At 53.0% G+C, this 26523-nt stretch carries 20 protein-coding genes and 1 pseudogene; 8 read left to right on the forward strand and 13 right to left on the reverse strand.

Annotation, left to right across the window (positions count from 1 at the left end):
- Positions 1-22: 22 nt before the first annotated feature.
- Together IRZ77_RS00280 and IRZ77_RS00285 are read right to left on the reverse strand one after the other, a co-directional pair.
- The gene (locus IRZ77_RS00280) at positions 23-1384 is read right to left on the reverse strand and encodes a carbohydrate porin (protein ID WP_196172535.1); all 1362 of its coding nucleotides are present in this window, start codon (positions 1382-1384) and stop codon (positions 23-25) included.
- 480 nt (positions 1385-1864) lie between these two features.
- Complete coding sequence (locus IRZ77_RS00285; protein ID WP_230386285.1) at positions 1865-2809, reverse strand: SDR family NAD(P)-dependent oxidoreductase; 945 nt, start codon at positions 2807-2809, stop codon at positions 1865-1867.
- A 502-nt stretch (positions 2810-3311) separates the two neighbouring features.
- Here IRZ77_RS00285 and IRZ77_RS00290 point away from each other — a divergent pair.
- The 4 genes from IRZ77_RS00290 to IRZ77_RS00305 all read left to right on the forward strand — a co-directional run bounded on the left by IRZ77_RS00290 (position 3312) and on the right by IRZ77_RS00305 (position 9480).
- Positions 3312-4538, forward strand: coding sequence for an MFS transporter (locus IRZ77_RS00290; RefSeq protein WP_196172536.1), 1227 nt, complete (start codon positions 3312-3314; stop codon positions 4536-4538).
- A gap of 837 nt (positions 4539-5375) precedes the next feature.
- Positions 5376-6653: an MFS transporter gene (locus tag IRZ77_RS00295; RefSeq protein WP_196172537.1), complete on the forward strand. Its 1278-nt coding sequence runs from the start codon at positions 5376-5378 to the stop codon at positions 6651-6653.
- A gap of 646 nt (positions 6654-7299) precedes the next feature.
- Complete coding sequence (locus IRZ77_RS00300) at positions 7300-8286, forward strand: zinc-dependent alcohol dehydrogenase (RefSeq protein ID WP_196172538.1); 987 nt, start codon at positions 7300-7302, stop codon at positions 8284-8286.
- A 930-nt stretch (positions 8287-9216) separates the two neighbouring features.
- Positions 9217-9480, forward strand: a complete 264-nt coding sequence (locus IRZ77_RS00305) for a hypothetical protein (protein WP_196172539.1) — start codon at positions 9217-9219, stop codon at positions 9478-9480.
- Positions 9481-9944: 464 nt separating this feature from the next.
- Here the strand turns inward: IRZ77_RS00305 and IRZ77_RS00310 are convergent, their stop codons facing one another.
- Both IRZ77_RS00310 and IRZ77_RS00315 read right to left on the reverse strand, forming a co-directional pair.
- Complete coding sequence (locus tag IRZ77_RS00310; protein WP_328313398.1) at positions 9945-11810, reverse strand: DUF7380 domain-containing protein; 1866 nt, start codon at positions 11808-11810, stop codon at positions 9945-9947.
- A gap of 9 nt (positions 11811-11819) precedes the next feature.
- Positions 11820-12590, reverse strand: a complete 771-nt coding sequence (locus IRZ77_RS00315; protein ID WP_196172540.1) for a hypothetical protein — start codon at positions 12588-12590, stop codon at positions 11820-11822.
- A gap of 521 nt (positions 12591-13111) precedes the next feature.
- On the opposite strand from IRZ77_RS00315, the gene IRZ77_RS00320 reads away from it, so the two are divergent.
- Positions 13112-13690 carry a TetR/AcrR family transcriptional regulator gene (locus tag IRZ77_RS00320; protein ID WP_196172739.1) on the forward strand — a complete coding sequence of 193 codons (579 nt, stop codon included), beginning with the start codon at positions 13112-13114 and terminating at the stop codon, positions 13688-13690.
- Between the two features lie 52 nt (positions 13691-13742).
- On the forward strand, positions 13743-14219 hold the full coding sequence (locus tag IRZ77_RS00325) for a nuclear transport factor 2 family protein (RefSeq protein WP_196172541.1): 477 nt from the start codon (positions 13743-13745) through the stop codon (positions 14217-14219).
- A gap of 48 nt (positions 14220-14267) precedes the next feature.
- Here IRZ77_RS00325 and IRZ77_RS00330 read toward each other — a convergent pair whose 3' ends face one another.
- From IRZ77_RS00330 to IRZ77_RS00340, 3 genes are all read right to left on the reverse strand, one after another.
- A complete protein-coding gene (locus IRZ77_RS00330; RefSeq protein WP_196172740.1) occupies positions 14268-14786 on the reverse strand; it encodes a LysR substrate-binding domain-containing protein in 519 nt (172 codons plus the stop codon).
- Positions 14787-14804: 18 nt separating this feature from the next.
- Positions 14805-15660, reverse strand: a protein-coding gene (locus IRZ77_RS00335) for an IS5 family transposase (protein ID WP_196172542.1) whose coding sequence is annotated in 2 segments (ribosomal slippage) — positions 14805-15320 and positions 15322-15660 — 855 coding nt in all. Because the reading frame shifts where the segments join, the coding sequence is not laid out codon by codon here.
- Between the two features lie 753 nt (positions 15661-16413).
- Positions 16414-17178, reverse strand: a complete 765-nt coding sequence (locus tag IRZ77_RS00340) for an SDR family NAD(P)-dependent oxidoreductase (protein WP_196172543.1) — start codon at positions 17176-17178, stop codon at positions 16414-16416.
- A gap of 357 nt (positions 17179-17535) precedes the next feature.
- Here IRZ77_RS00340 and IRZ77_RS00345 point away from each other — a divergent pair, with 357 nt between their 5' ends.
- A complete protein-coding gene (locus IRZ77_RS00345; protein ID WP_196172545.1) occupies positions 17536-17856 on the forward strand; it encodes a Dabb family protein in 321 nt (106 codons plus the stop codon).
- Positions 17857-18081: 225 nt separating this feature from the next.
- Here IRZ77_RS00345 and IRZ77_RS00350 read toward each other — a convergent pair whose 3' ends face one another.
- The 4 genes from IRZ77_RS00350 to IRZ77_RS00365 all read right to left on the reverse strand — a co-directional run bounded on the left by IRZ77_RS00350 (position 18082) and on the right by IRZ77_RS00365 (position 22645).
- Positions 18082-19764, reverse strand: coding sequence for a GMC family oxidoreductase (locus tag IRZ77_RS00350; RefSeq protein WP_196172547.1), 1683 nt, complete (start codon positions 19762-19764; stop codon positions 18082-18084).
- 54 nt (positions 19765-19818) lie between these two features.
- Positions 19819-20589, reverse strand: a complete 771-nt coding sequence (locus IRZ77_RS00355) for an SDR family NAD(P)-dependent oxidoreductase (RefSeq protein WP_196172548.1) — start codon at positions 20587-20589, stop codon at positions 19819-19821.
- Between the two features lie 38 nt (positions 20590-20627).
- On the reverse strand, positions 20628-20843 hold the full coding sequence (locus IRZ77_RS00360; RefSeq protein ID WP_196172550.1) for a hypothetical protein: 216 nt from the start codon (positions 20841-20843) through the stop codon (positions 20628-20630).
- A gap of 758 nt (positions 20844-21601) precedes the next feature.
- Positions 21602-22645: a ketopantoate reductase family protein gene (locus IRZ77_RS00365; RefSeq protein ID WP_196172552.1), complete on the reverse strand. Its 1044-nt coding sequence runs from the start codon at positions 22643-22645 to the stop codon at positions 21602-21604.
- A 400-nt stretch (positions 22646-23045) separates the two neighbouring features.
- Here IRZ77_RS00365 and IRZ77_RS26795 point away from each other — a divergent pair.
- Positions 23046-23278 (forward strand): annotated as a pseudogene (locus IRZ77_RS26795) (IS5/IS1182 family transposase); the annotation flags it as partial.
- A gap of 142 nt (positions 23279-23420) precedes the next feature.
- Here the strand turns inward: IRZ77_RS26795 and IRZ77_RS00370 are convergent.
- Complete coding sequence (locus tag IRZ77_RS00370; RefSeq protein WP_230386284.1) at positions 23421-24821, reverse strand: RelA/SpoT domain-containing protein; 1401 nt, start codon at positions 24819-24821, stop codon at positions 23421-23423.
- Between the two features lie 644 nt (positions 24822-25465).
- The gene (locus IRZ77_RS00375; RefSeq protein WP_196172554.1) at positions 25466-26392 is read right to left on the reverse strand and encodes a hypothetical protein; all 927 of its coding nucleotides are present in this window, start codon (positions 26390-26392) and stop codon (positions 25466-25468) included.
- Between the last annotated feature and the right edge of the window lie 131 nt (positions 26393-26523).

Below are 26523 nucleotides of genomic sequence, written 5' to 3' on the forward strand. Positions count from 1 at the left end.
GCTCGCCGATGAGGATGAGCCTTTAGAAACTCACATCGAATTTCAGTCCTGCAACCCACGCATCACTGACGTCATTTACACCACCAGGATTTTTGACGAACTGAACGTTGGGGCGAACAACCAACCACTGAGCCACGGAGAATCCATAGTAAATCTCCACGTTTTGCTCCGATCGCTGAGGCGGAATGTAGCCTGGGTTGTCGTAACCCAAGTTCCCTGACACCACATTGCTCATCTCTTGACGGTTCCGCACGCGAGAATTCACATGCAAGGTGGAGATGCCGATGCCAATCTCATCGTCCGGGCGTGAGTCGAAAGGAGCACTGTAGAACGCCCCTACCGAGGCATAACGATCAATGAAGCTGGTTGCTCGATCATGCAGGGTGAGGGTTGCGAAAAGCGTTAGCGCCCGAGCAGTGTTCTGCGGGTCACGATAAACCTGCTGCTGAGCCACAACCCAGCCGCCATACTTCCCGTCATGCTCTTTGGGGGAGGCGTTACTCAGTGGTAGAGGGTTACCATCTGTCGCACGGTATACATCATTGCCCGTCCTGCTACTGGTGTAGGCACCCACACGATACACACCAAGCAAGTCATTTGATCCTAGGTGTATCTGATGCACCGCTTCGACCGGAATTAGGAGGCCCTCCCCTCCACTACCGCTTAGCTTGAAGCCATTCCCCGTCTCCAGGTACGACGGGTTCTGCTCGTACACACCTACCTGGAAGTAGGTATCAGGCGAAAGATGCAGTTTGGCGCGACCGCCCCATTGGCTGACGGGCCAGTTGTAGATAATGTCCCCAGCCCAATCGCCGGCCTGAGCACCGCAAAACGTCAGGTTCTGGAATTTGCAGGAAAACGTACCAAAGTCTTCGCCCACGGTGACGCGGCCCAGCTTCAGGTCAAGCGCCTTGTCGAAGAAGCTCTGACGGTACCATGCCTGAGTCAAACGCCACGTCTGCCCCCTGCCCCACACCTCTTGAACTGAGCTGAGCATCCCGCTCCGTGGGTCACCAATATTTTCCTGGCTGAGGTCATGTCCATTGCGTTCAGTTATGGAAAGTTGAAATTCAGCATCGTCCCACCCAAAGTTTTTTTGGAGATCCAGCGTGGTACCCAGGTGAAGTTGATCGGTATACCGCCCGGTTTTGTGGGAGCTGTAGCCCCCACCAATATTGGCAGCCCCTTCACCAACATAGCCCAAGGTGAAACTGTAACCTTTCTCCAGCAGCTCACTACGCGCTCCGCCCCAATCACCCAACATCCAGGGGGAACTGGAACTGAAAGCTTCTGCCGCTTGTACCGATCCGATGGCCATGGACAGGATAGATAAGGCTAAGCGGCAGCTTGCTTTGCGGGATATGTTTCCGAAAGGTTGTATCATTCGAATTACCTACTATTGTTTTTGTTTGATAGGCGAACGGGCAAGTTGGAAATCGGAATGCCCCACAAACTTCTCGGCTGGCAAATAGGCCTCAATGCTTATGGTGTTCGATACAGCGACAGCCTCCAGCAACCAAAGTGCTCATTAAATCTCTAAAGAAGGTTAGCTAGATTAAATTGTCGCTGGCGCGATCGTAGAATTATGCAAGCTCCAAAAAAAGCGACAAGGTTGGAAATCTGTTTTTCACTACCGCACACTCTAAGAACCCACATAGGGGCCTGGCCAAATTGACAAAATATAAAATTCACTTTGCAAAAATAAAAAGGGTTGATCATAGCCGCACGCTATGACCAACCAAAAGCGATCACAACACTTAAACCACCGAAGGGAGGCCCAACGGACCTTCTGCTTCCTCAACCAAACCAAAAATTCGCTATCTTGACTATGTTGTTGAGCATATCCAGGCTATCGTCGGCAACGTCAGACAAGGATCATCCCCCCGTCAATTGGAATGATCTGGCCAGTGACATAGTCAGAGTCGGACGACGCCAAGAACAGTGCGGTGCCGGATATGTCTCCTGGTTGGGCTGCACGTTTCAGCAAAATGGCTTGGGAGAAAGCATCCATAGCTTCGCCCTCCTTTTCACTCACCCCCATCTCCATCAGATCTTTGTCCAGCTTCGTCCAGAGCGGAGTCGCGACTACACCTGGGGAGAAGCCGTTTACGGTGATGCCTTGCGGTGCAAGGGCCCGGGCTCCGGCCTGAGTAAGGGAAATCACAGAGGATTTGCTCGCGCAGTAGGGTGCGAAGTCCGCATAACCCTGTCGGCCAGCAATCGAGGCGGTGTTGACGATCTTTCCCTTGGTGCCCTGCTTGATCATCTGTCTGGCAGCTTCTTGAATGCCGATGAGGACGCCAAGGCCGTTGACGCGCATGATCAGATCCCAGTTGCTTTCAGTGATATCCAGGAACGGCATAGGAATGTTCATTCCAGCGTTGTTGAAGTAGCAGTCGAGCTGACCGAACTTATCGACGAACCGAGCAATGCCGGCTTGTACGGCCGCCCGATCGGAGACGTCGACCTCAAGCGCTATTGCACGCCCGCCTGCCACCTTTATTTGTTCTGCGGCACGTTGCGCTGCACCCAAATTGAGGTCTGCAATCCCTACAGCGGCACCTTCTGCTGCCAAACGCTCAACGATACCCAGGCCGATCCCTTGCGCACCGCCAGTAACAATAATGCCCTTGCCAGAAAGCTTCATCCCGTCCCCCTTCTTGTTGTGATTATTGCGTAACAGGGAAGCTACCAACGCAGTCCGGGCTGAAAAAGCCTGATTAAGGAAAACTGTTTTTCGCCATAGGGAAAAGTCAACGCGCCCCTTAAGTACAACCCATAATTTCAAATCGGGAATAATGTATTTCATGAGCGGTGTTTATCCGGAAGCGCCAAGCCGCTAGGGTCAGACTAACCTACGGTGCCGCTCCGCCAAACTCCAAAAATGAGAGTCGCGCTCCGCATCTGCAGTTTGCCTTAATTCGATTGGGGTTGCCCCAGAGATCTTTCTAAGTGTTCGCTAACGCGCCCAAGCTGTTTGTTGCCATATCGGTCGCCGTAGGTAGATGAGTCAAAAACATGCTCCAGTAATAACACTCAATAAGGAGATGGAACATGAGCCAACTAAATGGGGTGTCTTACCAATTACCTGCCGCCCTCGAAGCCACCGCCGCCTCATCAGGCCTGAGACAAAAGATTTGCCAGATGCTACTCGATTCCGGGGCGATAGGCCAAGACAGACAGGGTAAACGCTTAAATCGCCGCTCCGATCGATAGTCTCCATTTGAGAAGAGGCTCTCGATTAGAAGGTGAACGACTAATCCAATTAAAAACACGCCAAGCTTTAATGGCGTTATGTAAGGTGCCATCAAATGAAACAAAATCGCTGGGTTGTTCTCGGCGGGTGCTTCCTCGCCTACCTTTTTGACGCAGTCGAAATCACTCTACTCTCCTTGGCCCTCCCATCAGTGCGAAACGATATAGGCCTCACCGTCACCCAAGGGGGATTGCTCGTAACAGCGACACTGGTTGGTATCGGTGTAAGCAGCGTTGCCGGCGGGTACGTAGCAGACAACTTTGGTAGAAAGAAAGCATTACTCGCCGCTCTTTGCACATTTGGCACCTTCACTGCCGCGCTCTCAGTTGTCCCAAACTTCGCGGGCTTCCTCATTCTGAGATTCCTTGCCGGGGTTGGTTTGGGTGCGGTGTGGAGTGTGGTTTCAGCCTACATCGTGGAGACCTGGCCAGCAGAGAGCCGTGGCCGTGCCGCAGCGTTCGTGATCAGTGCATTTCCCGCAGGTGGCGCAGTCGCAGCCTTAATCTCAGGGTATTTCCTTCCTGACTGGCGCACTATGTTCCTGGTCGCAGGAGCTTCTGTGGCCCTTCCGGTATTGCTCATTTTTATATTTTTCAAAGAGTCCGCGAGCTGGACAGAATCCAGATTAAATGAGACCAGCGATGTTGTCGTACGCGACATTTTCAAAGGCGAACTTAAGCGGCGAACCCTCCTGGGCACGCTGATGGCGGCACTGGCATTGACAGGGTACTGGGGAGCCATGACGTGGCTCCCCACCTATCTCGCAACCGAGCGCGGCCTTCCTGCCTCCTCCATTGCGATCTTTGTAACGATCCTCAACGTCGGCATGTTCATCGGGTACAACGGATTCGGGCTGCTCGCTGACTACATAGGCCGGCGCCGCACCATTATCATCACCCTTCTAGGCGTCGCTGTTGTGATGCCGATTTACGCGATAACCCACGAACCCAGCACGTTGTTATGGCTTGGACCGCTCTTCGGTGTCTTCACCGCATTTTTTGGACTTTTCGGATCCTACCTTGGGGAGCTCTACCCCACTCGTGTGCGCTCAACCGGGGCGGGCTTCTGCTTCAACGTTGGTCGGGGTGTTTCGGCAATGGCACCATTTGGCCTAGCGGGTATCTCGCATTGGATCGGCTTCAGCGGGGGGTTAATCGTATGCGCAGGCTTTTTCGCCCTCGCTGCTGTCGTTGCCCTGAGAATGCCGGTGACTAACGCAGTCATGGCCGAAGTCAGTGCTGAAGACTCGAGTGTATCGGCGGACGCGCGCTCGCGAGGATAGCCCCACCATCTGCGATAAATCGAATGCCCATACTGGGCATTCGGTGCGCAAGCCCTCTAGATAGAGGCCGATGTCAACGGGATTATGCGTTCACTCTCGGAGTCCTTTCCGAGTATCAATAACCACCCGGCTTGGGGCAAGCGTTGACGCCATGGAGATTGACAGGCTGCGCCAGATCTCAAAAATCGCGGCAGTAATCAAAATGTGTCACCTCATTCTTGTTTTAGTGGGAGCTGCACCATGATATTCAGGCACGCTAACGAAACAAACGCTTTCGAGGAATACAGTTTCCGGAAAACAGTTTTTCAGAATTGAATGTATTTAGCGACTAGCTACCACCTTGGAAAGCGGCGTCCTATGACACACACACCCAAAGCTTGCCTCAAAATTTGGAAACGATTTAACTATTTAAGGAAAATTCTTTCACGCCTGAAAAATAGATTTTCAGTTTCAATTATTTTATTGCTCACCATGAAGATATAGCTTGAATCCTAGCTTTGTTGACGCTAGATCCTGCAACGGATTGCTGGAGACTGTCTGAAGAAGCCTGGATGGCTCAGGGCGACTAAGGCAGCATACCTGCGGGTGCTTGCGGCGCCATCAATCATGCGTTGCACTGGGCTATTCAGTCGGAGCTCTCGATCTGGTTGGTGAGAGCCTCACTCTATTACAAGAAAAAGATTACCAGCCTCTGGGTGGTGAATGAGGTACGACATGCAGAGCTCTCAGCTCAATTCTTAATGCCTCTCCTATGAAGCACCTCGTCCAAGGCGTAGGTGCCTAACAACAATTAATGATTAGCGGCTCTCCAGCAGCCGCGCTTAGGAGCACACCGACATGCCAGCACCGATTGAAAACTCGGGATCGATAACACTTGAAACGACCGGAAAAAGCCTGCTTTGGCCTATCGTGTTCACTACCAGCCTCTTTCTCATGTGGGGCCTCTCCTATGGTCTCCTGGACGTCCTGAACAAGCATTTCCAAGAAGTGCTGCACATCGACATGGCCCGCAGCACCTTACTGCAGTTCGCCTACTTCGGATCCTACGCCATCATGTCCTGGCCAGCAGGTCGAATGATGGAGCGCTTCGGTTACAAGAAGTCCATCCTTTTCGGACTGTCGCTGTATGCGCTCGGCGCCTTCATGTTCATTCCTTCAGCAGCAGCTACCAGCTTCGAGCTCTTCGTACTTTCGTTGTTTGTCCTCGCGAGCGGCCTGTGCTTCATCGAGACCACTGCAAGCCCCTACGTGACTCTGCTGGGTGACGCTAAGACCGGCGATCGCCGTATCGCGGTCGCTCAGTGTTTCTTCGGCGTTGGAGCATTCTTGGGCCCCATCATTGGCGGGTCACTGTTCTTTGGCTTGGAGCCTACGGCTCGCGAAGGTCTGCGTACCGTCGAACTGACCTACGCCGCAATTGGCGCCTGTGTACTGGTGTGGGCATTTGTGATCAGTCGCGCCTGGCTGCCCGAGGCAAAAAAAATTCCAGTCGAAGGCTTGAAGGTCTCTCCAGCCAAGCCACTGTACAAGCAGCGCCACTTTGTATGGGCCGTCGTCGCTCAATGGTTGAGTGTGGGCGGCCAGATTGGTCTGGGCGCACTGTTCATCAACTTCGCTGTGGAAAACTGGGCAGATCTCACCTCTGAAAGAGCGGCATACCTCCTCTCGGTTGGCATGGCGCTCTTTTTGGCTGGCCGATTTGTCTCCACTGCGCTCCTGGGTAAGTTCTCCTCCAATGCGATCCTGGCAGCTTTCGGCATGCTGAACGTCATCCTAACCCTGCTGGTGGTTCTGGATGTTCCGAAAGCATCAACATTCGCATTGATCGGAACCTTCTTCGGCTGCGGCGGAACTTACGCTTACATCTTCGCCTTGGGCCTGCGCGGTCTCGGTGCAAATACCAAACGTGGCGCAGCCGCACTCGTGTTCGGCGTATCGGGCGGTGCAATCATCCCTCCTATCATGGGATTGATCGCAGACGCATTCGGTATTAACTACGCCTTCCTTGTGGTCACCCCGTGTTACATCGTGGTCGTGCTGTTCGCCTTGAAATTTTACAAGCCCGTGGAACAAACACAGGACACCAGTGGCATGAGGCTTGGTGCTACTACCTGAGAAGCATGATCCTGCTGAAATGTGGGGCCCTCTGCGGCCCCATTTTTATTATTCCTCAGGATTGAAGACGTCCTGCCTTCACTAGATGCCAAAACGCCAGTTGCTGTTTTTCCCCCTTGAAATCCTCCCCAAGCGGAAGCACTCATATTTTCAGTTTTGACAAAGTGAATTCCAAGGCCGGCATTTATCGAGGAAGGCTGCATCGCTACCATCACAACAGCCTGGAGCGCTGCACATAACCTAAGACGCAGCGGACACTGATAAAAACAAATCCTGAAGGTGTTTCTCCGTGACTGGGTCGCTCGAAGACGTATCGCTAGGCCATAGCATGTCCTCCAGCTATGACGGCGTCAGCACCCACATCACCGGTAGTCCATCTTCAGCAGGTTTCATATCTCTCAGTGTCTCGCGTATCTAGGTTCGCCATGGTTCTACCAAAGCACAAGACGCGCCTTTGATCCGGATAGATCAAAGTACTAAACCTATGTTGCTATCAGTTGCCGAGCCCCCGTGACTGCCCCAGGGCAAAGTGGACGGGTCTCAAATACATAACTTGAAGCGGTAAAGAACTCAACAATAAATGGTGCGGCGCCGATTGCACCGAAATACCGAGCCGTCATTGCTGATGGCCCTAGGAGAGATGCAGATGAAAAGTGTAGTTTTTGAAGCTCCTAAACAGCCTGTTGTCAAAGAGCTTCCGCGCCCAGAAATCGATGAGAACGAGGTTCTCATCGAAATGGCTGCGGTTGGCGTTTGTCACTCGGACTACGAGCTGCTCGATGGCCGCTACATCATTCCGATCTCTTACCCAGTCACGCCTGGCCACGAATGGTCGGGCCGGATCGCGGCAGTTGGCAAGTCCGCACACGGATTTAGTGTTGGAGACCGCGTGACCGGTGAATGCGTGGTGGAGCTACCCGATGCCCTGCATCATTTCGGGTTCTCACTGGACGGCGCCTACTCTCAATTCTTCAAAGCTCGACCAGAGTGGCTGCACAAACTGCCTGACGGCGTTGATGATCTTACCGCCTCTTTGATCGAACCCTTCACCTGCGGCTACTACGCCATCAAGAAGGCCGGCGGCACCGATGCCGCTCAGACCGTGGTGGTATCGGGTGGCGGCACCATTGGGCTCATGGCGGCCGCTGCCGCTATCGGTTCGGGGGCGCGCACCATCGTCATTGATCCGATCGCACACCGTCGCGAAGCCGCGCTGAAGTTGGGGGCTGACCTGGCTTTTGATCCAACCGAAGGCTCGGTAATTGACAAAGTCATGGCTGCCACTGACGGCGTCGGCGCTGATCTGGTCGTCGAAGCCTCCGGTCACGACGCGTCCTTGAGCGTGGTCTTTGACCTCGTCCGCGAAGAAGGCCGCATCGCCATGGTGGGCATCAGCATCAATCGACCCATCACAGCTCAACTGGGCAAGATTCAGTCTCGCAATCTTACCATTGTCGGCTGCATCGGCTCGCCAGGCGTTTGGCCTGATGCCATCAAATTCCTGGAGCGCACCAAACTCGACCTGTCGCCAATTCGTACCCACGTATTTCCCCTCGAGAATGCGCTGGACGCACTGGAGCAGGGCCGTCGTGCGGATGAATGCATCAAGGTAACCATCACCAACAAAGCCTGATGTTCCACAGCGGGGAAGCGCGTCGCACGCGTGCTTCCCTTCTCTCCCCTCCCCTCGACCTCCCTGACCTCTCTCGGATGATTTGGAACCTCAAAGCCTCCGTCAGCTCCTCCGGTTCACGACGCTTTCGCTGGAATATGAACTCTGCCAGTAGTGGTACAGGCACAACTGAGCCTCGGGCCGTCAATCAGCGTGGCCGCCTTAACTAATGAAAATCATTCCAATACCTTTGAATTAATACCCAAGGACTGTCGATGATCACGGGAAACTGCTCCTCACTTGACCAAGCTTTTGCTTCTCACTTGAGTACCTGTTTGCATTCGACTTGACCAGCCATCTGCATCATATGTGACCAGCGCCCGGTTACGTCTTGACCGGCAGAGATCGACCCATAGCAACCGGTGAGCCGAACAACAATCTTTTTGGGAGCGGGCGCGCCCGCGAAGAAACCAACGCGGAGCCTGGCACCCGCTGCGCCGGTGTTCGCGGCTAAAGCCGCTCCCACAGTGTGCGCGGCGCGCCCGCGAATCAGTTTGTCAGCGCCTGCCTTGGGTCGAAAGCTGCCGGCCGTAACTGGCCGCTAACGACCCAAAGCAGACGCTGAGCTGACATTTGCCACAAGCTGTCACCAACAAGCGAATTGATGACTCACTCGCCTCAAGAAAAATGTCCTGGCGATGCGGGCAGATTATCTCTGCGTCAGAGGGGTCGACAGGCTGGCATTGCAGGCCGGAAAATGCTGCACCTCCTTGTGATTCGATCATCGTTCGTCCAGTGTCGGTGGCATCGACTCATAGACCGGCAGCATTTGGCACCATCAGGTGTAATGGCAATTACTCGCGCTGAAGGATGCACTGGAGTTCTGGGCAGCATTACCTGAGAGGTCGGCAGGTGATTGGCCCATGCACCTCAACCTGAAAGGTCAAAGAGATGTCTGATTTTGCCGAGCTGATTGGCCATTGGTATGGCGCAGATGAACTTGAGTCAATTGACGCGATAGCGCGTCTGGTTCCGGCACTTGAGTTCGTTGCCATGACCGCGGCCCAGCAGGAGCATGCGCTTCCAGGCTGCCTGGCTTGTGAAGTGTGGAATACAAGGATGCGTCATGTACAGGACGCGCTCCAGGACGTCGGCAATGCCTTGCCTGGTTCGATTGCGGTGCCATTGAACAGCGTATGGGCGCTCTATTCATAGATGGCAGACACCGACCTGCCTTGCCATGATCGATCGATCTTTCAACGGGGCCATTGGCAGCCGATGCGCGAGGTTGCCGCGCTGGCTTTGAGTGCGATGGGGCCTGGGGAAGTCAAGGCGTTATTGGCAGAGTTCTCCCGCTGAGGCGTTTGCAGTGCGGTCATTCGCTACATGCCAATGGCTCAGATAAGTGACAGGCGAATACTAGGGCCTACAGCGGCGGATAAGCCACCAGTGAGTGTCTTCATTTTGGGCGGTTAACTGCCTTCACGAATGGCTGATCTGGAGCGAACGCTGTTCACGGATGGCTGCTATCGACCCATTGCAGCCGTTGACCGATGTCGGCTAACGGCCACAAGCAGCCCTTCGAGCAAATGCATGGGGGCTACGAAATCAGGGGCAATACAGCCCGATGTGGAGCTCATTACAAACTCCAGATTAGTCCAACTCCTAAGCACCGCCTCCTAGCTTGAAATTTCTTGAATCGCTCCTGCTATTGCTGAGTTCCAGTGCGGGGCAAGAGGGACACACGTAAGGTGGAAAATAAACCAGCACGCATAAATGCAGGAGGGCTCAAAGCATTGTGCCGTTGAAAGCTTACCGTGCGCCACTTCGTGCCTTAGCATAGGACCACCTTTGAGGTTGAACAAGATATGGAATAGGTACGTGTTATCCACCCCAAACACCTGCTCTATTTCCACCCAGTAGTTTGAGAGCAGTTGCTTGAGTGACTGATCTTCTTGCGTGAGATCCACATTCAGCCTAACAGTATTCGATCTGCGGCTCTTCAGCACATGCCTGAGGGCGTTCTCAAGCTGCGGAATCAGCAGATGAGCTGCCGAGACCATGTCCCCCTGTACAAGCTTTGAAAAACCCTGGGAAAAAATTGCCTCAAACCCTGGTGGCACGAATTCACTGCTACAGACAATCGGCTCAAAATGCCGATCATCAATGAGCTGACAACGACTCATCGTGATACACGCAGGCCGGATAAAAGCCTCTGTCGCTATGTGATAGTGAAGTCCTGCCTCACTAAGGCTTTCATGATCAAACCACTCCTCTGGCGGTTCACTGCCATGTGGTACATGCGCCGCCGTCGCGATAACCTTTCCTCGCTCATCGGCATAGGACTTACCGGACATTGACGACAAAAAGTATTTGTCTCTCTTCCCCAAGCAGTTCTTATGAAGCGCTACTTTGTCTGGGGCGCGACATGTAAATGCCAGCCGCAGCAACATTTCGTGAACATTAAGCAGCTCGAATTCTTCTATCGTCGCCCGACGCTCATCCGTTAAATCCATCGGCACACTGAACGAGCCAAACTCGGAAAGTGAATCCTCTTCGTGCTGCTGAAGCTCTTTCTTGAGGGTCTCGATTCTCTCCGCTAGGCCGCCAATTGCGCGAAGCTCTCCAATAGCGCTGCGTGTCCATGAAGCTTTTGCCAGGGCGGTGCTGACTTCGTCCCGCATCCGTAACGTCTGCTCGACGGCACTTACCCTGCATCTGACAGCAGATTCCTTGTCGTCGAGTTTGAGATAAGCGCGAGCCGCATGGAGCCACACCCTCTTCACGGCCTCGGCATACAGCTTATCTTTCGTGGCGTTGGCCATCGCTTCAGATGCGCTAGCAACGTCTTGCCACTCAAGTAGTCCACAGTCTCGGGCAATGGATGACAACCTCACGAAGGCGACCAAGCACTCATTGTCCTTGGCCGTTTCATAGGCCCGTTTCAGCACCTGCTTGGCGATGTCTGGGATCTCATTGCGCTTGCCAACAGAGGCGTAGATAGCGAATGCCCGATCAATGAGATCAACCACCTTGAGTGGCACAGCAAAATCCGACTCGTATCGATCGAGCAACTCTCTTTTGAAGAAGAGTTCTACCGCATTCAAATACGAACTGGCGGCAAGCGTGGCGACAGCATGGAGCCTTCGGTTGACATGCCAACAACTGTCAGCGATCCGGGCACGAAGTAGGGGGTGGTCAATCTGCTCGGCGATCTGGACAAGAACTCCTTGTTGTTCGCCCAGGTAATCACTCGGGATGAGCGTGCGCTTACCCTTGAAAATAATCTGGGGTGAGAAGGTGTCGGGCCTGCAGGGATTGAAGCGGTAGCTACAGACAACTGCCAAGACGTTGTAGGCCCTAAAAGCAGCGGCATTGCCTGTGTTTTCTGCGGTCTGAGCAGCCTCTCTAAACGCATGCTCCAGCGTGTGAAAATGCAGCGAGTTGCTCATCGCCATGATTGAAGCTGGGTTGATATGCGCGAAGTCGTCCAGAGTCGCTAGATCTATCAGCGGGTTCTTCTTGTCTTCATCCTTGCTTGACACAAACTCACCTCACTCACCAAAGTTTATTAACTGAAGCTCTTCAGTAGTCAAAGTAGCCATGAATGACTCTAAATCTCGATTAAATTCTGATTGAGAAAAATGAGCGACCTCATCATTTCTCATGAGCTTATTACTCAGCCCCTCCAGCTCCCTGCTCAACGTTATTTGCTTGCTAATTAACTCCTGAATCTGATCGAGGCATGATATTTTCTGTTTACACTGCCTCCTAAGCTCGACGAATTTCCAATATTTTCCCTTGGCAATATTTGTCTTCCTTTGCCCCACATGTAGAATTGATTTTTTGCCATACATGCTGAGGTTTGCGTAGAAGATAATTTGCTTCCTAAATACCTCATGAAAATTCTCACTTGTTATGCAGTCGCTACTCCCATCAAAAAACTTTTTGATGAACGGGAAATTTTCCCGGTTCTCAGACCTGAAAAACATGGGCCGCAACAGTAGTGGGTTCTGGAGTATTGATATATCTTCAAAGGCCAGAAAGTAATCATAAATCTCACGCATGAGTATATCTATCTGACCATCTATATCGGCCATATTTTTTTCACCCCTCTCAATTTCATCCTTGAGGCGCTGTGAGAGCTTGCTGCTATCGGGCTTTTTCCCCGATAAATCGTACGCATAGCCGGCTAAAAAATCAGATAACGACTCACATCCAGACTCGGACAACGATGTGGCAATTGCCAACATTTCATCGGCGGCGCCCTTAAAGTCACAGTTGCCTATCTTTAGGTTTACTGACGCCAACTGCTCCTGGTTCATATCGTAATTCCTAGGTAATACATTCATGAAAGGGGGCTTGCATAGCAGATTGCAACTGATTCCACAGTTGAACCGCGGATGAGAAACTCCTGTATACCAGAGTTCCAAGCAAAGCTCCTAGCTCATATCAAGGGCATGTACACCTGAAAACTGAGATCCCAGCGCAGAAGGTCAAGCTGACGACGGAGATACCTGCCTGGAGAGTTCTTGATTGTCTGCTTCTGGCCCGTAGGGCCCCGGACTCGACTGGCAGCTATGGGTCGAAAGCGGACTTTCGTGAATGGCTAGCGATCTTTGGCTACCACCGACCAAACGCGGGCTGCAAGCTACCACGACACCTGTGAGAGATTATCCAGCCCTGCGGGCTGCGCTGCCGCCCAGGTAACAATGCCCGCATGGGCGCCCCGAATCCTGTGGGAGCGACGGTGCGGCGATCCTATAAAACCGAGATCAAATTCAACGGAGCAACAAAAGTTCAACCACTGCTTGACCAGGGAGAACGATCGTTCTACTCTGGCTACATGTACAAACCAATGACCGATACACGCGAAAAAATTCTGGCCACTGCCGAGAAGCTGATTTACGAAAACGGGATTCACGCCACCGGCATGGACCTCTTGGTAAAGACTTCAGGCGTAGCTCGGAAAAGTATTTATCGCTATTTTGCGACCAAAGACGACGTCGCAGCCGCGGCATTGAATGCACGCGATATACGCTGGATGCAGTGGTTCAGGGATGAATGCGAAAAAGCGCAAACGCCGCAAGAACGCATTCTTGGCATTTTCGATGTGCTCAAAAGTTGGTTCGAATCTGACGGCTTCCGCGGCTGTGCGTTCATCAACACAGCCGGTGAGGTTGGCGACGCAGACGACCCGGTTCGACAGATCGCAAAGCTGCATAAACAAAAGCTTCTGGACTACACGCTCGAGCTGACCAACGCGCTGGATGTCGAAGATCCAGTCGTGTTGGCCAGGCAACTCTTCGTGCTGATAGAAGGCACAATAACCGTCGCCCGCGTGATGGGAGACTTCACAGCCCTGGAAAGTGCAAGGCAAGTCGCCAAGCTACTGCTCAAAGAAGTACAGCGCGTAAGCGCCTGAAATCCTGGTAACACCCACTCGACTTAACTATCCAAAAGATTGGAGGCACCCCATGTCCAACGAACAAGCTCGTCCGCCACTTCCTCCCTTTACTCGCGAATCGGCGATTGAAAAAGTCCGGCTCGCTGAAGACGGGTGGAATACTCGCAACCCTGAGAAAATTGCGCTTGCCTACACGTTGGACACCAAGTGGCGCAACCGAGCCGAATTTGCCAACAATCGCGAAGAAGCGCAGGGTTTCCTCACGCGCAAATGGAAAAAAGAGCTGGACTACCGCCTGATCAAAGAGCTCTGGGCCTTCACCGACAACCGCATCGCCGTCCGTTACGCCTACGAGTGGCACGACGATTCGGGCAACTGGTTCCGCTCGTACGGCAACGAAAACTGGGAGTTTGAAGCCGACGGCCTGATGCACCGCCGCTTCGCCTGCATCAACGACATGCCCATCCAGGAAAGCGAGCGTAAGTTCCACTGGCCACTGGGTCGCCGCCCGGATGATCACCCAGGCCTGAGTGAGCTGGGCCTGTAAGTCATCCCTGACCTGATCCTTCTCTGAAGAAGGATCAGGTTTTTTGTTTTAGGAGACGCTCAGCCCGCTGGCTACTTCTTTAGCCAGCTCAATGAAAGCTCGTACCGCCGCGCTCAGAAATGCTTCTTTTCGGCGCATAAGGACGGCTTTTCGCTGCAGGCGTTCTGGCTCAAGGGTGATGGCCACCAGGTCGTCATGGGCCAGCGCAATCTTCGCAGGCAATAAAGTGGAGAGATTCGTCCGGCGAACAATCTCGATCACTGCGCCAAGGGCATTGGCCTCCATCTGAACCTTAGGGCGAATCTCATATTTGCGGCAGTAGCGGTCGATTTGTGCGCGCGTGGCGAATTCTGTGCTGAACAGAACCAAAGACTCAGCACTCAGGACGTGCGAAGTAATGGAGCGCTCCTCGCCAGGGGGTGCCTGGGGCTCACAACCAAAGCGAGCGTTTCGTTCAGCAAAGGGACGGCTTCGATAACCCGAAAGATAGCGGTGGCCACTCCAGGTATCGTCGCTCCAATTTACGATCCAGTGATGATCGCCAAACAGTTCTCCAGTACAGACCAGCTGTTGGGCGGCCGCTTTCTAGGCTCTGCACGAAAAGAGATGTCGCAAACACCGCATGGAACAAGCCAGTGAGACCATGGCGGCATAACTTTTCGCCAGTTTGTCGAAGCGTGTCACGATCCTGCGGTTTTCTTTCAGCCAGCCAAACATGCGCTCGATGATGTTGCGCTGTCGGTATTTGGGCCGGTCAAACAGTCTGGGTAAGCTAGGCCTGGGCTTGCGCTTCATCGAGCGCAACGGGATGACGGGCTGCATTCGATATTGGTCGCAGTAGCGGCGTAGCGCTTCGGCGTCGTAGCCCTTGTCGGCGAGCAGCCATTTGCAGCGCTTGCGCGGGCGACCACGTTGGCTTGAAGGAATGCTGACTTCGTTCAGGAGAGGCTGGGCGTAGCTGATATCACTGGCTTGACCGCCAGAGAGAAGGAAGCGCAACGGTGTCCCGTTGGCATTGCAGAGCATATGGATTTTGGTGGTCAGGCCACCACGACTGCGACCTAGAGCGTGATCGGCAGGTTCGTCAGGCCCCTTTTTTCCGAGCGCCAGATGAGGCTCGGGTTGCACGTACTGCGGTCGAGTCGATCATCCAGGTTTGCAGATCAATCAGGTCTTTGTCATTCAGCCTGAGCTGCAAGCGTTTGAGCATCTGATCGAATGTCCCTTGGTTTCGCCAACCTCGGAACCGTTGATACACCGTTGACCACGGGCCAAATCGATCTGGCATATCTCGCCACGCAGCCCCCGAGCAGAGAACCCAGAGCACGCCATCAAGCATCAGGCGGTCGCTCAAGCGCGGCCGGCCGCGGCCATCGGTTTCGATGAAGAGATCGGAGACCACATCCCAGGCCTCGTCCGAGAGTTCGTAACGCTTTGCCATCACAGAATTCCTTTCCGTAGATGACGGGCACTCTACAAAATCTCAGCTCCCGAGGCGCGGCGATTGGGTTTCTCGGGATTTCGTACAGAGCCTAGCGAGTTTGGCATCGGGAGATCGTGCGACGTAATACCCGGCGCTGGGCATCGACTTCCAATTAAGAACAGAGCGTTACAGGGAGACAGTTGAGATGCTTCGGACGCTCACATCCCAATCCTTCTCGTCGCACCGTTCCAATCACATTGGGAATCAGAAAGGCAACCTCGATCTGATCCCACAGCCAGTAAATGGCCTTTCAGTCATCGCCAACGGGCACGCACGTCAAACCATCAATTGGCTGGCTCAAACCTTTGGCATGGATCTGGCCTGGTTCGGACGCCAAGAGAATGGGTGAGGTCGTTCCAGATTGGAGAGCCGCCCAAGCCGTACGGCTTTAGCCAATGGGATATGGAACTATGTTCGATCTTCACGCAACCCCAAGCGCGCCGCTGCAGACAAATCGGTATTTGCGTGGCGGCCGGAAGGCACTCATCGAGTCCTTGGCTGAACAATAGCAAGCTGGGATTTACTGCTTCGCGACAAACTTGAAGCCGCCCCGCCATCGCGCCCAAGACGTGCTAGAAAAGCTTGGAAAACTTGTCCTACCGGTGTTCAACATAACCCAGAACTGAAGCCGATACGGTGTCAATCTGGGCTCGCCCCAGCTGATCGCGAGAACCAGGCCAGAGATATCTAACAACACCTCTGACCTTGATTTTACTGCGCGGTGTAACCGCCATCCACAACCAACTCGCTACCGGTCATAAACTTAGACTCGTCCGACGCAAGATACAGAACAGCGTAAGCAATATCGTCAGGCTCACCGATGCCCAAGGGGTGGAGCACTTTCATGTCGGCAAGATACTTTTCCAGACCACCCGGCATCAGCTTAGCCTTCTCGACATTGATGGGCGTCAGAATAGTGCCTGGGCACACCGCGTTGACCCGGATGTTCTCCCCGGCATAGATGATCGCATCGGTCTTGGTCATCATCCGCACGGCACCTTTGGCCGAGTGATAAGCGGGCGAGTCAGCGCTACCGGTCAGGCCGTAGATAGAGCACATGTTCACGATACTGCCTCGCCCGCTCTGGCGCAGGTAGGGAATAGCGTGCTTTGTGCAGAGAAATGGCCCAGTCACATTGATCTTAAAAAGCTTTTCCCAATCTTTGAGTTGGACACTATCTGTGGCCTCCTGAGGTCCCAGGATACCGGCATTGTTTACCAGCACGTCGACTTGCCCGAAATGCTCATGCACACCCCTGAAGGTCGATGCGATGGCCTCTTCATTTGAGACATCCGCGATCCAGAAGCGGGCTGTGCCACCGGCTTGCTCGATCTCCCTGACCACGTCAGCACCTGAATCAGAGATATCCAACACAGCGACTTGGGCGCCCTCTCGCGCCAGCATCAAGCTGATCGCCCGGCCCAAGCCGCTGCCGGCACCGGTTACGATTGCCACCTTACCTTGTACTCGTCCCATTTTATTGTCCTTGTTTTCGAGTGTTCTATTCCTTGAAACTGCCATCATTGACTGGAAGCAGCTCAAGCATCATTGTGTGGAGGGGGAATTGGCCCTGACTTAAGCAGTCAGAGTTAGGGTATCGACTTACACCCCCGCAAAACATGCCAGTGCGGAAAAGTACTTTTGCAGAATTGAAAATCAGTCAATTACAATAATGCGGCGCAGTCTTTTCCGCACAGGAAAAAAAGAATTCCATTCCTGGTATTTATCCTCTGCGAGATAACCATTAGCGTCGCTCCCAGCGACTGGCTCATCCTTTAAAGGGCCAGCGTGTCCCGAGAGGGGCTAACTCATCGTAAATCTGGGGCTGGCTGAATGGCCGACAATATCAAGCACATTGTAATGTGGAACCTCCGCGGCGAGAATGAGGCAGAGAAACTCCAATCAGTGGAGGTTATTAAAAACTGCTTCGAGAGTTTGCGTGGGCGTATTCCTGGACTACTCCACTTGGAAATCGGCGTTGATTTTAGTCGCATTGACTACGCATGCGACGTGGTGCTGTATTCGGAGTTCTCGTCCCGAGAGGCTCTCGACGTATACGCTACTCATCCGGAGCATCTGCGCATCAAGCAAGAAATCGGTGACTTACGGATTACCCGACACCAGGTTGATTACATCGCTAACGCTACCATGTAGCCCAGCGCAGCAAATCACCTACGCTCTCCCATCTCAGCGAGAGAGGTGCCGGCGCAGACACTGCTAACGTGACCCAAAACTTCTGTCAGATCTCTACCTTGCCGCCCCAAGCCAAAGCACTCCATCCGACCTGGTAGCTCCGTAACACTCCCTCCAAACGCTTTGTATGCCTAAATAATGCCGGGGCGGCTACGCCCCCGGCATTGCCATTAGCCTCACCGGGGGTTACGCCACTACATGATCACTTTCCTGAAGAATCATGTCGGAGGCCTTTTCTGCAATCATGATTGTCGTCAGATTGGTGTTAGCACTGGTGATTACTGGCATGATCGAGGCGTCGATCACCCTCAACCCCTCCATGCCAATGACGCGGCAGTGCGAGTCCACAACAGCCTCAGGGTCATCCGCACGCCCCATCTTGCAACTGCCAATAGGGTGACCCATTGGCGCAATGGCGTTAAGGATTTCTTCATCAGTCAGAGGTTGACGCCTGCTTGGACTTGCAATCCAGCGACCGGGATTAAGGCGCTTTGACAACACACGCTTGGAGAACGCCACGGGGCCGTTCAAGAGCGCATTCGCACCGATGTTCATCAACCAGCCTTGGATACCCTCGCGGTTGAACTGATTGGCGGCCATGACCGGGGGCATGATGAAAGCGTCGTTGTAGAAACCCTCAAACGCTGGATCTGCGAAGATGGATTCAGCGTACCGAGCTGCCAGGATCATGCGTTTTGCATCCAGTGGATCTTTCAAGAAATTGAATTCCACCTTCGGCGGCACTTCCGGATCAGGCGAGGCGAGCTGAACGCTACCCCGGGAAGTCGGCGCATAGAGGGCAGCGCTGAACATCCCCACCGCAGTGCCGAAGCTCCGAGCGCTGACACGACCGAGCATCGCCAGGAACAAATCCCCTTCAGTAGCCTCTGCCAACCCTGAGGAATGTCTGACGCCGGCGCTTGCGAAAGATCGCAGCAATGTAGACTGCCGCGCTGCGCGCGGCATCGTGAAGGCAATCTGAAGATACGGATGGTTCTGCAGATGTTTTCCGACCGCGGGAAGATGCATGTGAGTCTTGATCCCCAGCGTTTTCAGGTCCGATGAGTCACCGATACCCGAGCGCAGGAGAATGGCTGGCGAGTGAATGCCACCAGCACTGACGATCACCTCGTCCGCTGAGAGCTCGAGCAGTTTGCCTTGGCGCTTGTAAACAACGCCGGTAGCACGCTTGCCCGTAACAGAAATGGTGTGCACGACAGCGTTATCAATGATTTCAAGGTTCTTGCGAGAACGAGCCTCGTTAGTAAGGTAGCAGCTGGGCGTAGAAGATCGCTTTCCCCCCACCGCGGCATAAGGCATGGGGAAGAAGCCCGATCCTGGGGTTGCATTGATGTCTTCGACCGTTGGAGTCGACCGGCCAACGGTGAGGGCATTTCGTGCAGCTTTAACAAAGCCTGGCAATTCGGCTTCAGAAGGCCTGCGAATTTTGAACGGCCCAGGATTGGCAGTCGTCCTGTCCACATCACCCTCTGCCTTCTCAAAATAAGGGCGCACATCCTCCCAGCCCCAGCCGTCAGCGCCCTGCTCTACCCAACGGGAAAAATCTGAAGGCAGGCCCCTGAGCGTCCACATCCCATTGATACTAGAGCCACCGCCCATGACTTTCGCCTGCGCGTAGGGAAATTCAACGCCGTTTACTTTCCGGCGAGCCTTAAGCTGATTCCAGAAATACGACAGGTTCAACGAGGCCGCAGGAAAAGCATCCGCGATGTCAGCTGGTGTAGCGTCAGGAGCCGTGTCACACCCCGCTTCGAGCAACACCACGTGCGCGCTTGGAGATTCCGACAACCTAGCAGCGAGAACTGCGCCAGCTGTGCCGCCACCGATGATGAGGTACTTCTTGGCCATCTTGTACTTCCATTGCGAATTATTATGGGCCTGGACACTCAGGCTATGATCGATTTAACGGTAACCAGCGTCTACTTCCAAGACTGTGCCGGTGATTCCGCTTGAGTATCCTGATAGAAGGAAAACCACAGAGTTGGCGATTTCTTGGGGATCAAGTAATCGTCCAAGGTGCGTGCGATTAACCCAAGCCGCCACCGTGCTTGGATCATCCGTTTTCATTTTTTGCAGGATTGGGGTATCGGTATATCCAGGTGCAACCGCATTGACCCGTATACCCAGAGAAGCCCACTCAATCCCGAGCAATGACGCAAGATGAGCAACTGCCGCTTTGCTTGCACCGTAGGCAGCATGGGTTTCAGGCGACACCACGTGCTTCGCTGCGATGGACGAGATCATCACGATGCTGCCGCCATGAGCGCGCATTCGACGCGCAAAAGCCTGTACTGAGAAAAATGCCCCATCAAGGTTGACCCCCATGGTTTCTCTCCACGCTTCGGGGGTGTAATCCATTGCTGCACAGACCCTGGAAATCCCGGCATTAGCGACAAACCCGGAAATTGGACCCAACTGCTTCTCCACCTCAGCAGCGACATCATCCAGTCGTTCTAATTCAGATACATTGGCGTCGAAAAACTGCACATGCTTCCCTTCTTCCTGTAGACGCGTGGCCACTAAAGCGCCCTGGCTGTTTGGAAGATCCAGGATTGCCACACTGGCGCCGCGCTCGCACAAGGCGCTCACGATCGACAAACCAATTCCAGAAGCGCCACCGGTTACCGCGAATACCTGACCATTCAGGCCATTGGCAGTATTATTTGAAATCATCTCAACCTCTTCAAGTAATGATTGTCGGAGAAGGCCACTTATGCTGCCGGTTGCGCGCCCTTTAAGAAATTAGGAATACGAATGCGATGACGAGACTCAGCAACCTGCTTGGACAAAGCATTCGATTTAGGGGCGATGGTGAGCGGTATCACAAGCGGCGCGACAGAGTAGGAGGGGGTGTGGAAATTCGAGTTGCCCTTCGGTCGACCTGCCAAGCTGGCGATCAAGTCCAAAATATGGATCAGGGCGATCATAGATAACTCCTAATTTCTTGTTGTTGTGGGCTATCGCGCCAGAGACTGATTCAGTGCCTAATTCAGATCTGGGCGTATAGCGTTTCCACGCTACCGTCTGCACTCCCATGGATAAAGGTCGTCAGTGAAATTGAGTTTTTCTCAACTGAAATACTGCCGCGCTGTACGGCGAGAGAATTTCATTGGAAACAAAAAATTTTTCCTCTCACGCTTAGCAACATTTCCTAGAGCACTGGTAGGTTTCCGCAGGACAGTGTAGGGCTCAAAAGGCCCTCCCCTTTGTCAACTACAAAAAATCGCAACCTATTAAGGGCTACCCCCCTCCAGAGTACCAGTGATGCAAGCAGTCCGATTTCATGGAAAGCGCGACGTTAGAGTTGAAGGGCTGCTAGTTCCAGGCAGGCTTGCACTCCCATCCTACGACAATCGATACCGGGGAATGGGCGCTTGAAAATCTATCCTTCGACGCCACTTGGTGCTGGCCGTCCGATAGTTTCCCGAAAGTGGCAGCGAAGATTGAAACCGACATTTTGCCAGTTGAAAAAGGATAAACTGACTGACTAAATGTCCATGGATGCTGTAAGAAAAAGGCTTTGAGCAATTGCTCAGAAGATCCTGGGCAAGGTTTCAAGGGTCATGAGCGGGGGCAGCAATGACAATTGCCCACCATCCCCCGCCCCTATATCCCCTCAAACATGAAATAACAAGGCCACTTCAGTGATTGATCTGGATGTGGCCTTTGAGCCATCGCTGAATAATCAGCAGCGGGTGGTCAGAATGTCACGCATAATTCCGGCATTTTCTGGACTTGGATTCAGCTCGAGACTTTCAATTCTCACAGCGATATCCAAAATCGCTTGGTTCACTGGGGCATTGCCGCCGAGTTTTTTGCGCTGCTCTACGATGTAGCCGTTGTAGCCATCCAACTCTGCTCGCCGACCTTTATCCCAGTCTTGAAGTACTGCCACCCGTGTGTCTGGGAGGGAGTAGTATTTGAGCACCGCATCGAGTAAGTCGAGCGCGTACTGATCCGAGTCCGGCATCTGCTCGCGGGTGAGTCCAAAGATGGGACGCATCTCGATGTTTAGCTCTCGCGCCAGTGCATATGCTTCTCGGGAAGCAGCGTCCATGACCATGCGAATCCCCGGTAGCTCCACTGCCGAAAGAAGCGGCAGATTCAGGATCGCTGATGGAAGCATCTCGGGGATGTTGGCAATTAGCTTCATCCACTTCGAGGACCGGATGTCGTCACTGATTTCGCATTTCCCTGACGTCGAAAGGACTGCTGCAACTTGCTCCAGCCGAGCTGTTCGCTCACCTGTCATGGTGCCGACTGTGAACCAGGTACCGCTTGGGGGAACCTGGCGCACCACAACGCCTGGGTTAAACATATTGGCGGCAATTCCCAGCACCGCGCCTACGCTGCGCTCCTGCCCCAGGACATCTGAGACAGTATCTATAGTCATGCCATTCTGCAGGCCGACGAATACGGAGGTCTCGTGCATGAGAGGTTTAACTAGTTCAGCAACCCAGCGTGTATCGTAGGTCTTAACCGACGTAAATATGATATCGAACTTAGTCCGGAGCTCGGCTACTTCACAAAGGTGGTAGACTTTAACCTTGGTGTTTTGCACTTCCGACGGCAGATGAACTGTCAGCCCGTCTTTTCGCATTGCCTCAACATGGGCAGGCCATTGCTCGATAAACGTGACGTCGTAGCCCGCTCGTATCATGTCCGCACCAATGGAGGCTCCATTGGCACCGGTACCAACCACAGCGATCCTCAGCGTTGAATCGATCATTTTCACTCCTTCTTGTTTTTGTTTGCACTTCGACTTGAGTCGCTAATCTGAATTGGAAATCCAGCAAGCATGGGTGCACCAAGGTTAGAGTAAAACTTAACTATCGAAACAGCCAAATTGGGAAAAGTGTTTTTCTGATTTGAAATTCAGGTGTACCAGCATTCACCATATCTTTATTCTGGCCTCAGTCACCGTGCTAATTAGGCTCTGTACGAAATCGCGAGAAACCAATTCTCTGGCCTCAAAATTTCCCACCATCGACGGAAAGGAATTCTGTGAGGGCAAGGAGTTACGAACTCTCGGACGAGGCCTGGGGCGTGGTCTTCGATCTCTTCATCGCACCCCATGGCCGAGGGTGCCCGTGCCTAATTGACCGCCTGAGGCTCGACGGCGTGCTTTAGGTGCTCTGCGCGACATTAAACACGCCCAGCCTTTGCTGGATGACGTCAGCATTCCCGCAAGCCAATGATGCCGCCCGTGTAAAAGCTGTAAATGGTTGTTTGCCGGCAGGGCTACGACGCCGAAGTGCTAAGGCGCTACTGCGATCAATATTGAATGCAGCCCGTCATTCCGCTGCGTTCAACCAAGCGCAAACCCAAACCTGGCTTATCCAGATTGATTGATCGGCTCAAGGTCCATTGGTACCGCAAGGGGCCGCATGAGAAACCCACCGTGCCAGTACGCATTTGTTAACTGATGCCCGGAAGCACTGGGGGTGAGCTAAAGCGGAAGTGACATGGCAAGACCATCGCCTCTACCGCTTCAGTAAGCTCAATCAAACCGAGGCTACCCCGGCTGTGTGCCGAAGAGGAGATTCTTGGCCATGCGCTTGCACATTCTGCGCCATCGCCTCCAACAGCCGGATCAGATCACGCAAGTCCTCAGTCGCAGATCGAATACTATCAGTGCTGGGTGCATCAATTCCGTGGATCAGCTTATTACGGAACTTTTGCAGACGTCTTGCCGATGGGCCGAAGGTGCCTGAATCACTTGGGAAGAGGCGGTGAAGCATTTCCACGGCCCGTATTGGGCCCGTGACGTGATGCGCGTCTGGGAAGACATCTTTACTCACCGCTAACAACAGCTGTTCATAGGATATCCAGAGCTGTACAAATTCACCGATAGCTTCGTGCTGGAGGTATGAACCGCTTGTCAACGAGGAAACCGGTGCCAACTCCACACGGCGTGTCTTCTCGTAAGCTGCGTACCTGTCAGGATCAGCTGCAAGAATTTGATCGATGACTTGCTCGGATAACGGACGCATTTCGAAGTCATTGTGAAGCGGTTCGACGAACCGCACGAGTGCCTCTGGCTTGTTCAAATCCAGCTCTTTGAGCAGCTGGAACAGGATGTCAACGCGCCCCATTTCGGCGTCAGTTACCGTTGCCTCACCCAAGGCTGATCTTGCCAACTCTACCAGTGAGGCAGCTAGGTCGTAATGATTTTGGAATTCGCGACCTTGAGTCGAAGCTCTCTGCTCCCCTGCGCGCTGGAGTCTCTCAAGCGCCAGTTCGCCGGTGAGGACCAAGCCGTTGAGTTCATCCAGGATCGAATACTCTTCTACGGAGAGTTCACCCTGGAGGGGTTTGTAGACCAGGTCGTGCTCTACCTCAGACCACGCGTGCATGAGCACCGAGGCAACCTGAATCTCTACTTTTGCCTCGGCATAACGCTCCTGGGATGGATGCAGAGACGACTTGCTTAGCACCACGCGATAATGAGTCGCGAGGTAACCTGAAAAGCGCTTTTTGTATGAGGACGGCCCTGTCTCCACATTGGTTGACGGAAACTCCTTGGGAGCCTCGGTCAGATCGAAAAGCCCTCGGATCATCCGCCCTACTTCCTGTCGCTCCCCCGGGAAATAAAGGGCTACCCTGACTCCAGCGAGATCAACAATATCGTCAAATATCGCTGAGACACTCTCATACTGTCGCTTCAGCGCCCGCTGCTTGACCTTTACTTCCAAACGTGCTGGGTTTTTTGCCCGTGAAGTAACGATGGCCCTGACACCGGCTGATCGAAGATTGGTTTCAAGGGATTGAGCGACCATTCGACAAGCTTGCTCGTAGAAGTCGTATTCCTTGCGATACCGCGCGATGAACTCAGAGACTAAATCCAAAAGGTTTCTTCCGTTAAAAGCCAGAGGGCGTGGCATGCGCGACAAGCTATCTGGCATGCTTGGGTAGCCATGCAAGGTAGCGTAATGATATTGCAGTGTCCATGGCGCAGTGAAGTCCGAGATGCATAACGCTGACCCCAGCCATCGGGTTATCTCAAACGGCGTTCTCCGTTACAGGTTTTTCCTCTCGGTTAGGGCTCTCCATCCACGCACCATTCGTGTATGGTGCGATTCGATTTTCCGAACTCGAAAGGGCGCTGGGGTGCCAGGTCTTCGATTTCCGTGATATCAAAAGTTCGCTACAAGCTGAGGTCGTCACCGACATTGGTGCTGTGCATTGGCCCATCAAAAGCCCTGCGTATCGTGGCTATTTTACCTTCCGGTTCCTTGATGTGGCTTAAGATATCAGCAATATCCAAATCTTCCAGACCAGAGCAGCTCATTTGAGAAACGTCTCCGCGGCCTCCTGCAAGCGGTCATTTTGCTTCAACAGCCATACAAAAATATTAATTTGAACCCCCAATGCGACCTACTCCGTGGTGGAAGGTTGCAGTAATAGCTCTCAAGACATCAGTTATTACAGCCGAAAGTAACTCATTCGATCGCGATGACAGCAGACACGCCACACCAAGAAAAGCACTGTTTAACTACGCAACAAAAAAGCTTAAAAAAATCCAAAATCCGCAAACTTACAAAAGCACTCAGCTGGCAGGCTCTGCTTCCCTGTAATACTTATCCGCCATATCCTTCTTCATCTTCCTAATATGATCGCAGCAATCACTAACAACCTGAACAAAACTGCTCTCTATTCCGGCGCAATGCTCACTGTAGATTTTCGACAAAACCGCAAGATAGGCATGAATAATGTAGGAAAAAGTTACTATGCAATCCTTGGTTCTCTTCCCGGATCTTGTAACCACGTAGGTACGATGCCCGTCACCATCAGGTACTTCCTCTCCTTCAATGTAGACACCCCATATTATGTTGTTGTTATGTATGTAATCACTCAGAACTCCATAAAGCCTCCCTGCCTCGGGAATGACTTCCTTTAACGGAGTTATTGAACCCGTAGACTTGAAGCTCTTAATTTCTTCAAGATTTTTTGCTTCCCGGATTTGGTGCGCATGGCCAATTTGCTCCATAATCGACCGCAGCAAGCAATTGACATCGAAGTACATGCTGTTCTTGATCAGAATTGCTACAGACTGGAAGCTACCTAAGACCCGTTGAAGTATCAAGAGCGAGGTGCGAAGTCCCAGATTTACAGGAGGAAGTTTCCCGAGACTTTCATCGATTGCCTTGTGCGCCTTGAACGCGCTGTATACCATGAAGTCAACTGCAAGAAACTCATCCTTAATTAGCGACTTCATGGTCAATCCTTCAGGATCAGTGAGTTGCCCTAGCAGCTTCTGAAAGTTTTCGTTATCAAATTCGTCATCCTCATTAATCGAAGAGAAAAGAAAATGCACTAACCGCATCACCTGATCTGAACAGTCGCTCGGCAAGGCATACTCGAATTCCCCACTCATCATTGGAAACAAAAGGTGGACATTGTCGATGGCATGCTCTCCTTTACGAGAGTAACGAACATTGCGGAGGGAAAACCAAGGCTCACTCTTGTCACTCATAACTCAGAAACTCCAGGTATTTGATCGTTCTGCAGGTTCTCTTGCTCAAGGCCACACGCCTTCAAGATTCATAACACCCAATGACGGCATTGCGCCATCATAGCCGAACGCACCTGCCATTGCTCGGGTTA

The sequence above is a fragment of the Pseudomonas pudica genome, assembly GCF_015680405.1.
In the GTDB taxonomy this organism is placed as follows: domain Bacteria; phylum Pseudomonadota; class Gammaproteobacteria; order Pseudomonadales; family Pseudomonadaceae; genus Aquipseudomonas; species Aquipseudomonas pudica.

What these genes read in the sequence shown, in the direction of transcription:
- IRZ77_RS00280 (WP_196172535.1), bottom strand. Translation starts at nt 1,384, where the DNA reads ATGATACAACCTTTCGGAAACATATCCCGCAAAGCAAGCTGCCGCTTA.
- IRZ77_RS00285 (WP_230386285.1), bottom strand. Translation starts at nt 2,809, where the DNA reads ATGAAATACATTATTCCCGATTTGAAATTATGGGTTGTACTTAAGGGG.
- IRZ77_RS00290 (WP_196172536.1), top strand. Translation starts at nt 3,312, where the DNA reads ATGAAACAAAATCGCTGGGTTGTTCTCGGCGGGTGCTTCCTCGCCTAC.
- IRZ77_RS00295 (WP_196172537.1), top strand. Translation starts at nt 5,376, where the DNA reads ATGCCAGCACCGATTGAAAACTCGGGATCGATAACACTTGAAACGACC.
- IRZ77_RS00300 (WP_196172538.1), top strand. Translation starts at nt 7,300, where the DNA reads ATGAAAAGTGTAGTTTTTGAAGCTCCTAAACAGCCTGTTGTCAAAGAG.
- IRZ77_RS00305 (WP_196172539.1), top strand. Translation starts at nt 9,217, where the DNA reads ATGTCTGATTTTGCCGAGCTGATTGGCCATTGGTATGGCGCAGATGAA.
- IRZ77_RS00315 (WP_196172540.1), bottom strand. Translation starts at nt 12,590, where the DNA reads ATGAACCAGGAGCAGTTGGCGTCAGTAAACCTAAAGATAGGCAACTGT.
- IRZ77_RS00320 (WP_196172739.1), top strand. Translation starts at nt 13,112, where the DNA reads ATGTACAAACCAATGACCGATACACGCGAAAAAATTCTGGCCACTGCC.
- IRZ77_RS00325 (WP_196172541.1), top strand. Translation starts at nt 13,743, where the DNA reads ATGTCCAACGAACAAGCTCGTCCGCCACTTCCTCCCTTTACTCGCGAA.
- IRZ77_RS00340 (WP_196172543.1), bottom strand. Translation starts at nt 17,178, where the DNA reads ATGGGACGAGTACAAGGTAAGGTGGCAATCGTAACCGGTGCCGGCAGC.
- IRZ77_RS00345 (WP_196172545.1), top strand. Translation starts at nt 17,536, where the DNA reads ATGGCCGACAATATCAAGCACATTGTAATGTGGAACCTCCGCGGCGAG.
- IRZ77_RS00350 (WP_196172547.1), bottom strand. Translation starts at nt 19,764, where the DNA reads ATGGCCAAGAAGTACCTCATCATCGGTGGCGGCACAGCTGGCGCAGTT.
- IRZ77_RS00355 (WP_196172548.1), bottom strand. Translation starts at nt 20,589, where the DNA reads ATGATTTCAAATAATACTGCCAATGGCCTGAATGGTCAGGTATTCGCG.
- IRZ77_RS00360 (WP_196172550.1), bottom strand. Translation starts at nt 20,843, where the DNA reads ATGATCGCCCTGATCCATATTTTGGACTTGATCGCCAGCTTGGCAGGT.
- IRZ77_RS00365 (WP_196172552.1), bottom strand. Translation starts at nt 22,645, where the DNA reads ATGATCGATTCAACGCTGAGGATCGCTGTGGTTGGTACCGGTGCCAAT.
- IRZ77_RS00370 (WP_230386284.1), bottom strand. Translation starts at nt 24,821, where the DNA reads ATGCCAGATAGCTTGTCGCGCATGCCACGCCCTCTGGCTTTTAACGGA.
- IRZ77_RS00375 (WP_196172554.1), bottom strand. Translation starts at nt 26,392, where the DNA reads ATGAGTGACAAGAGTGAGCCTTGGTTTTCCCTCCGCAATGTTCGTTAC.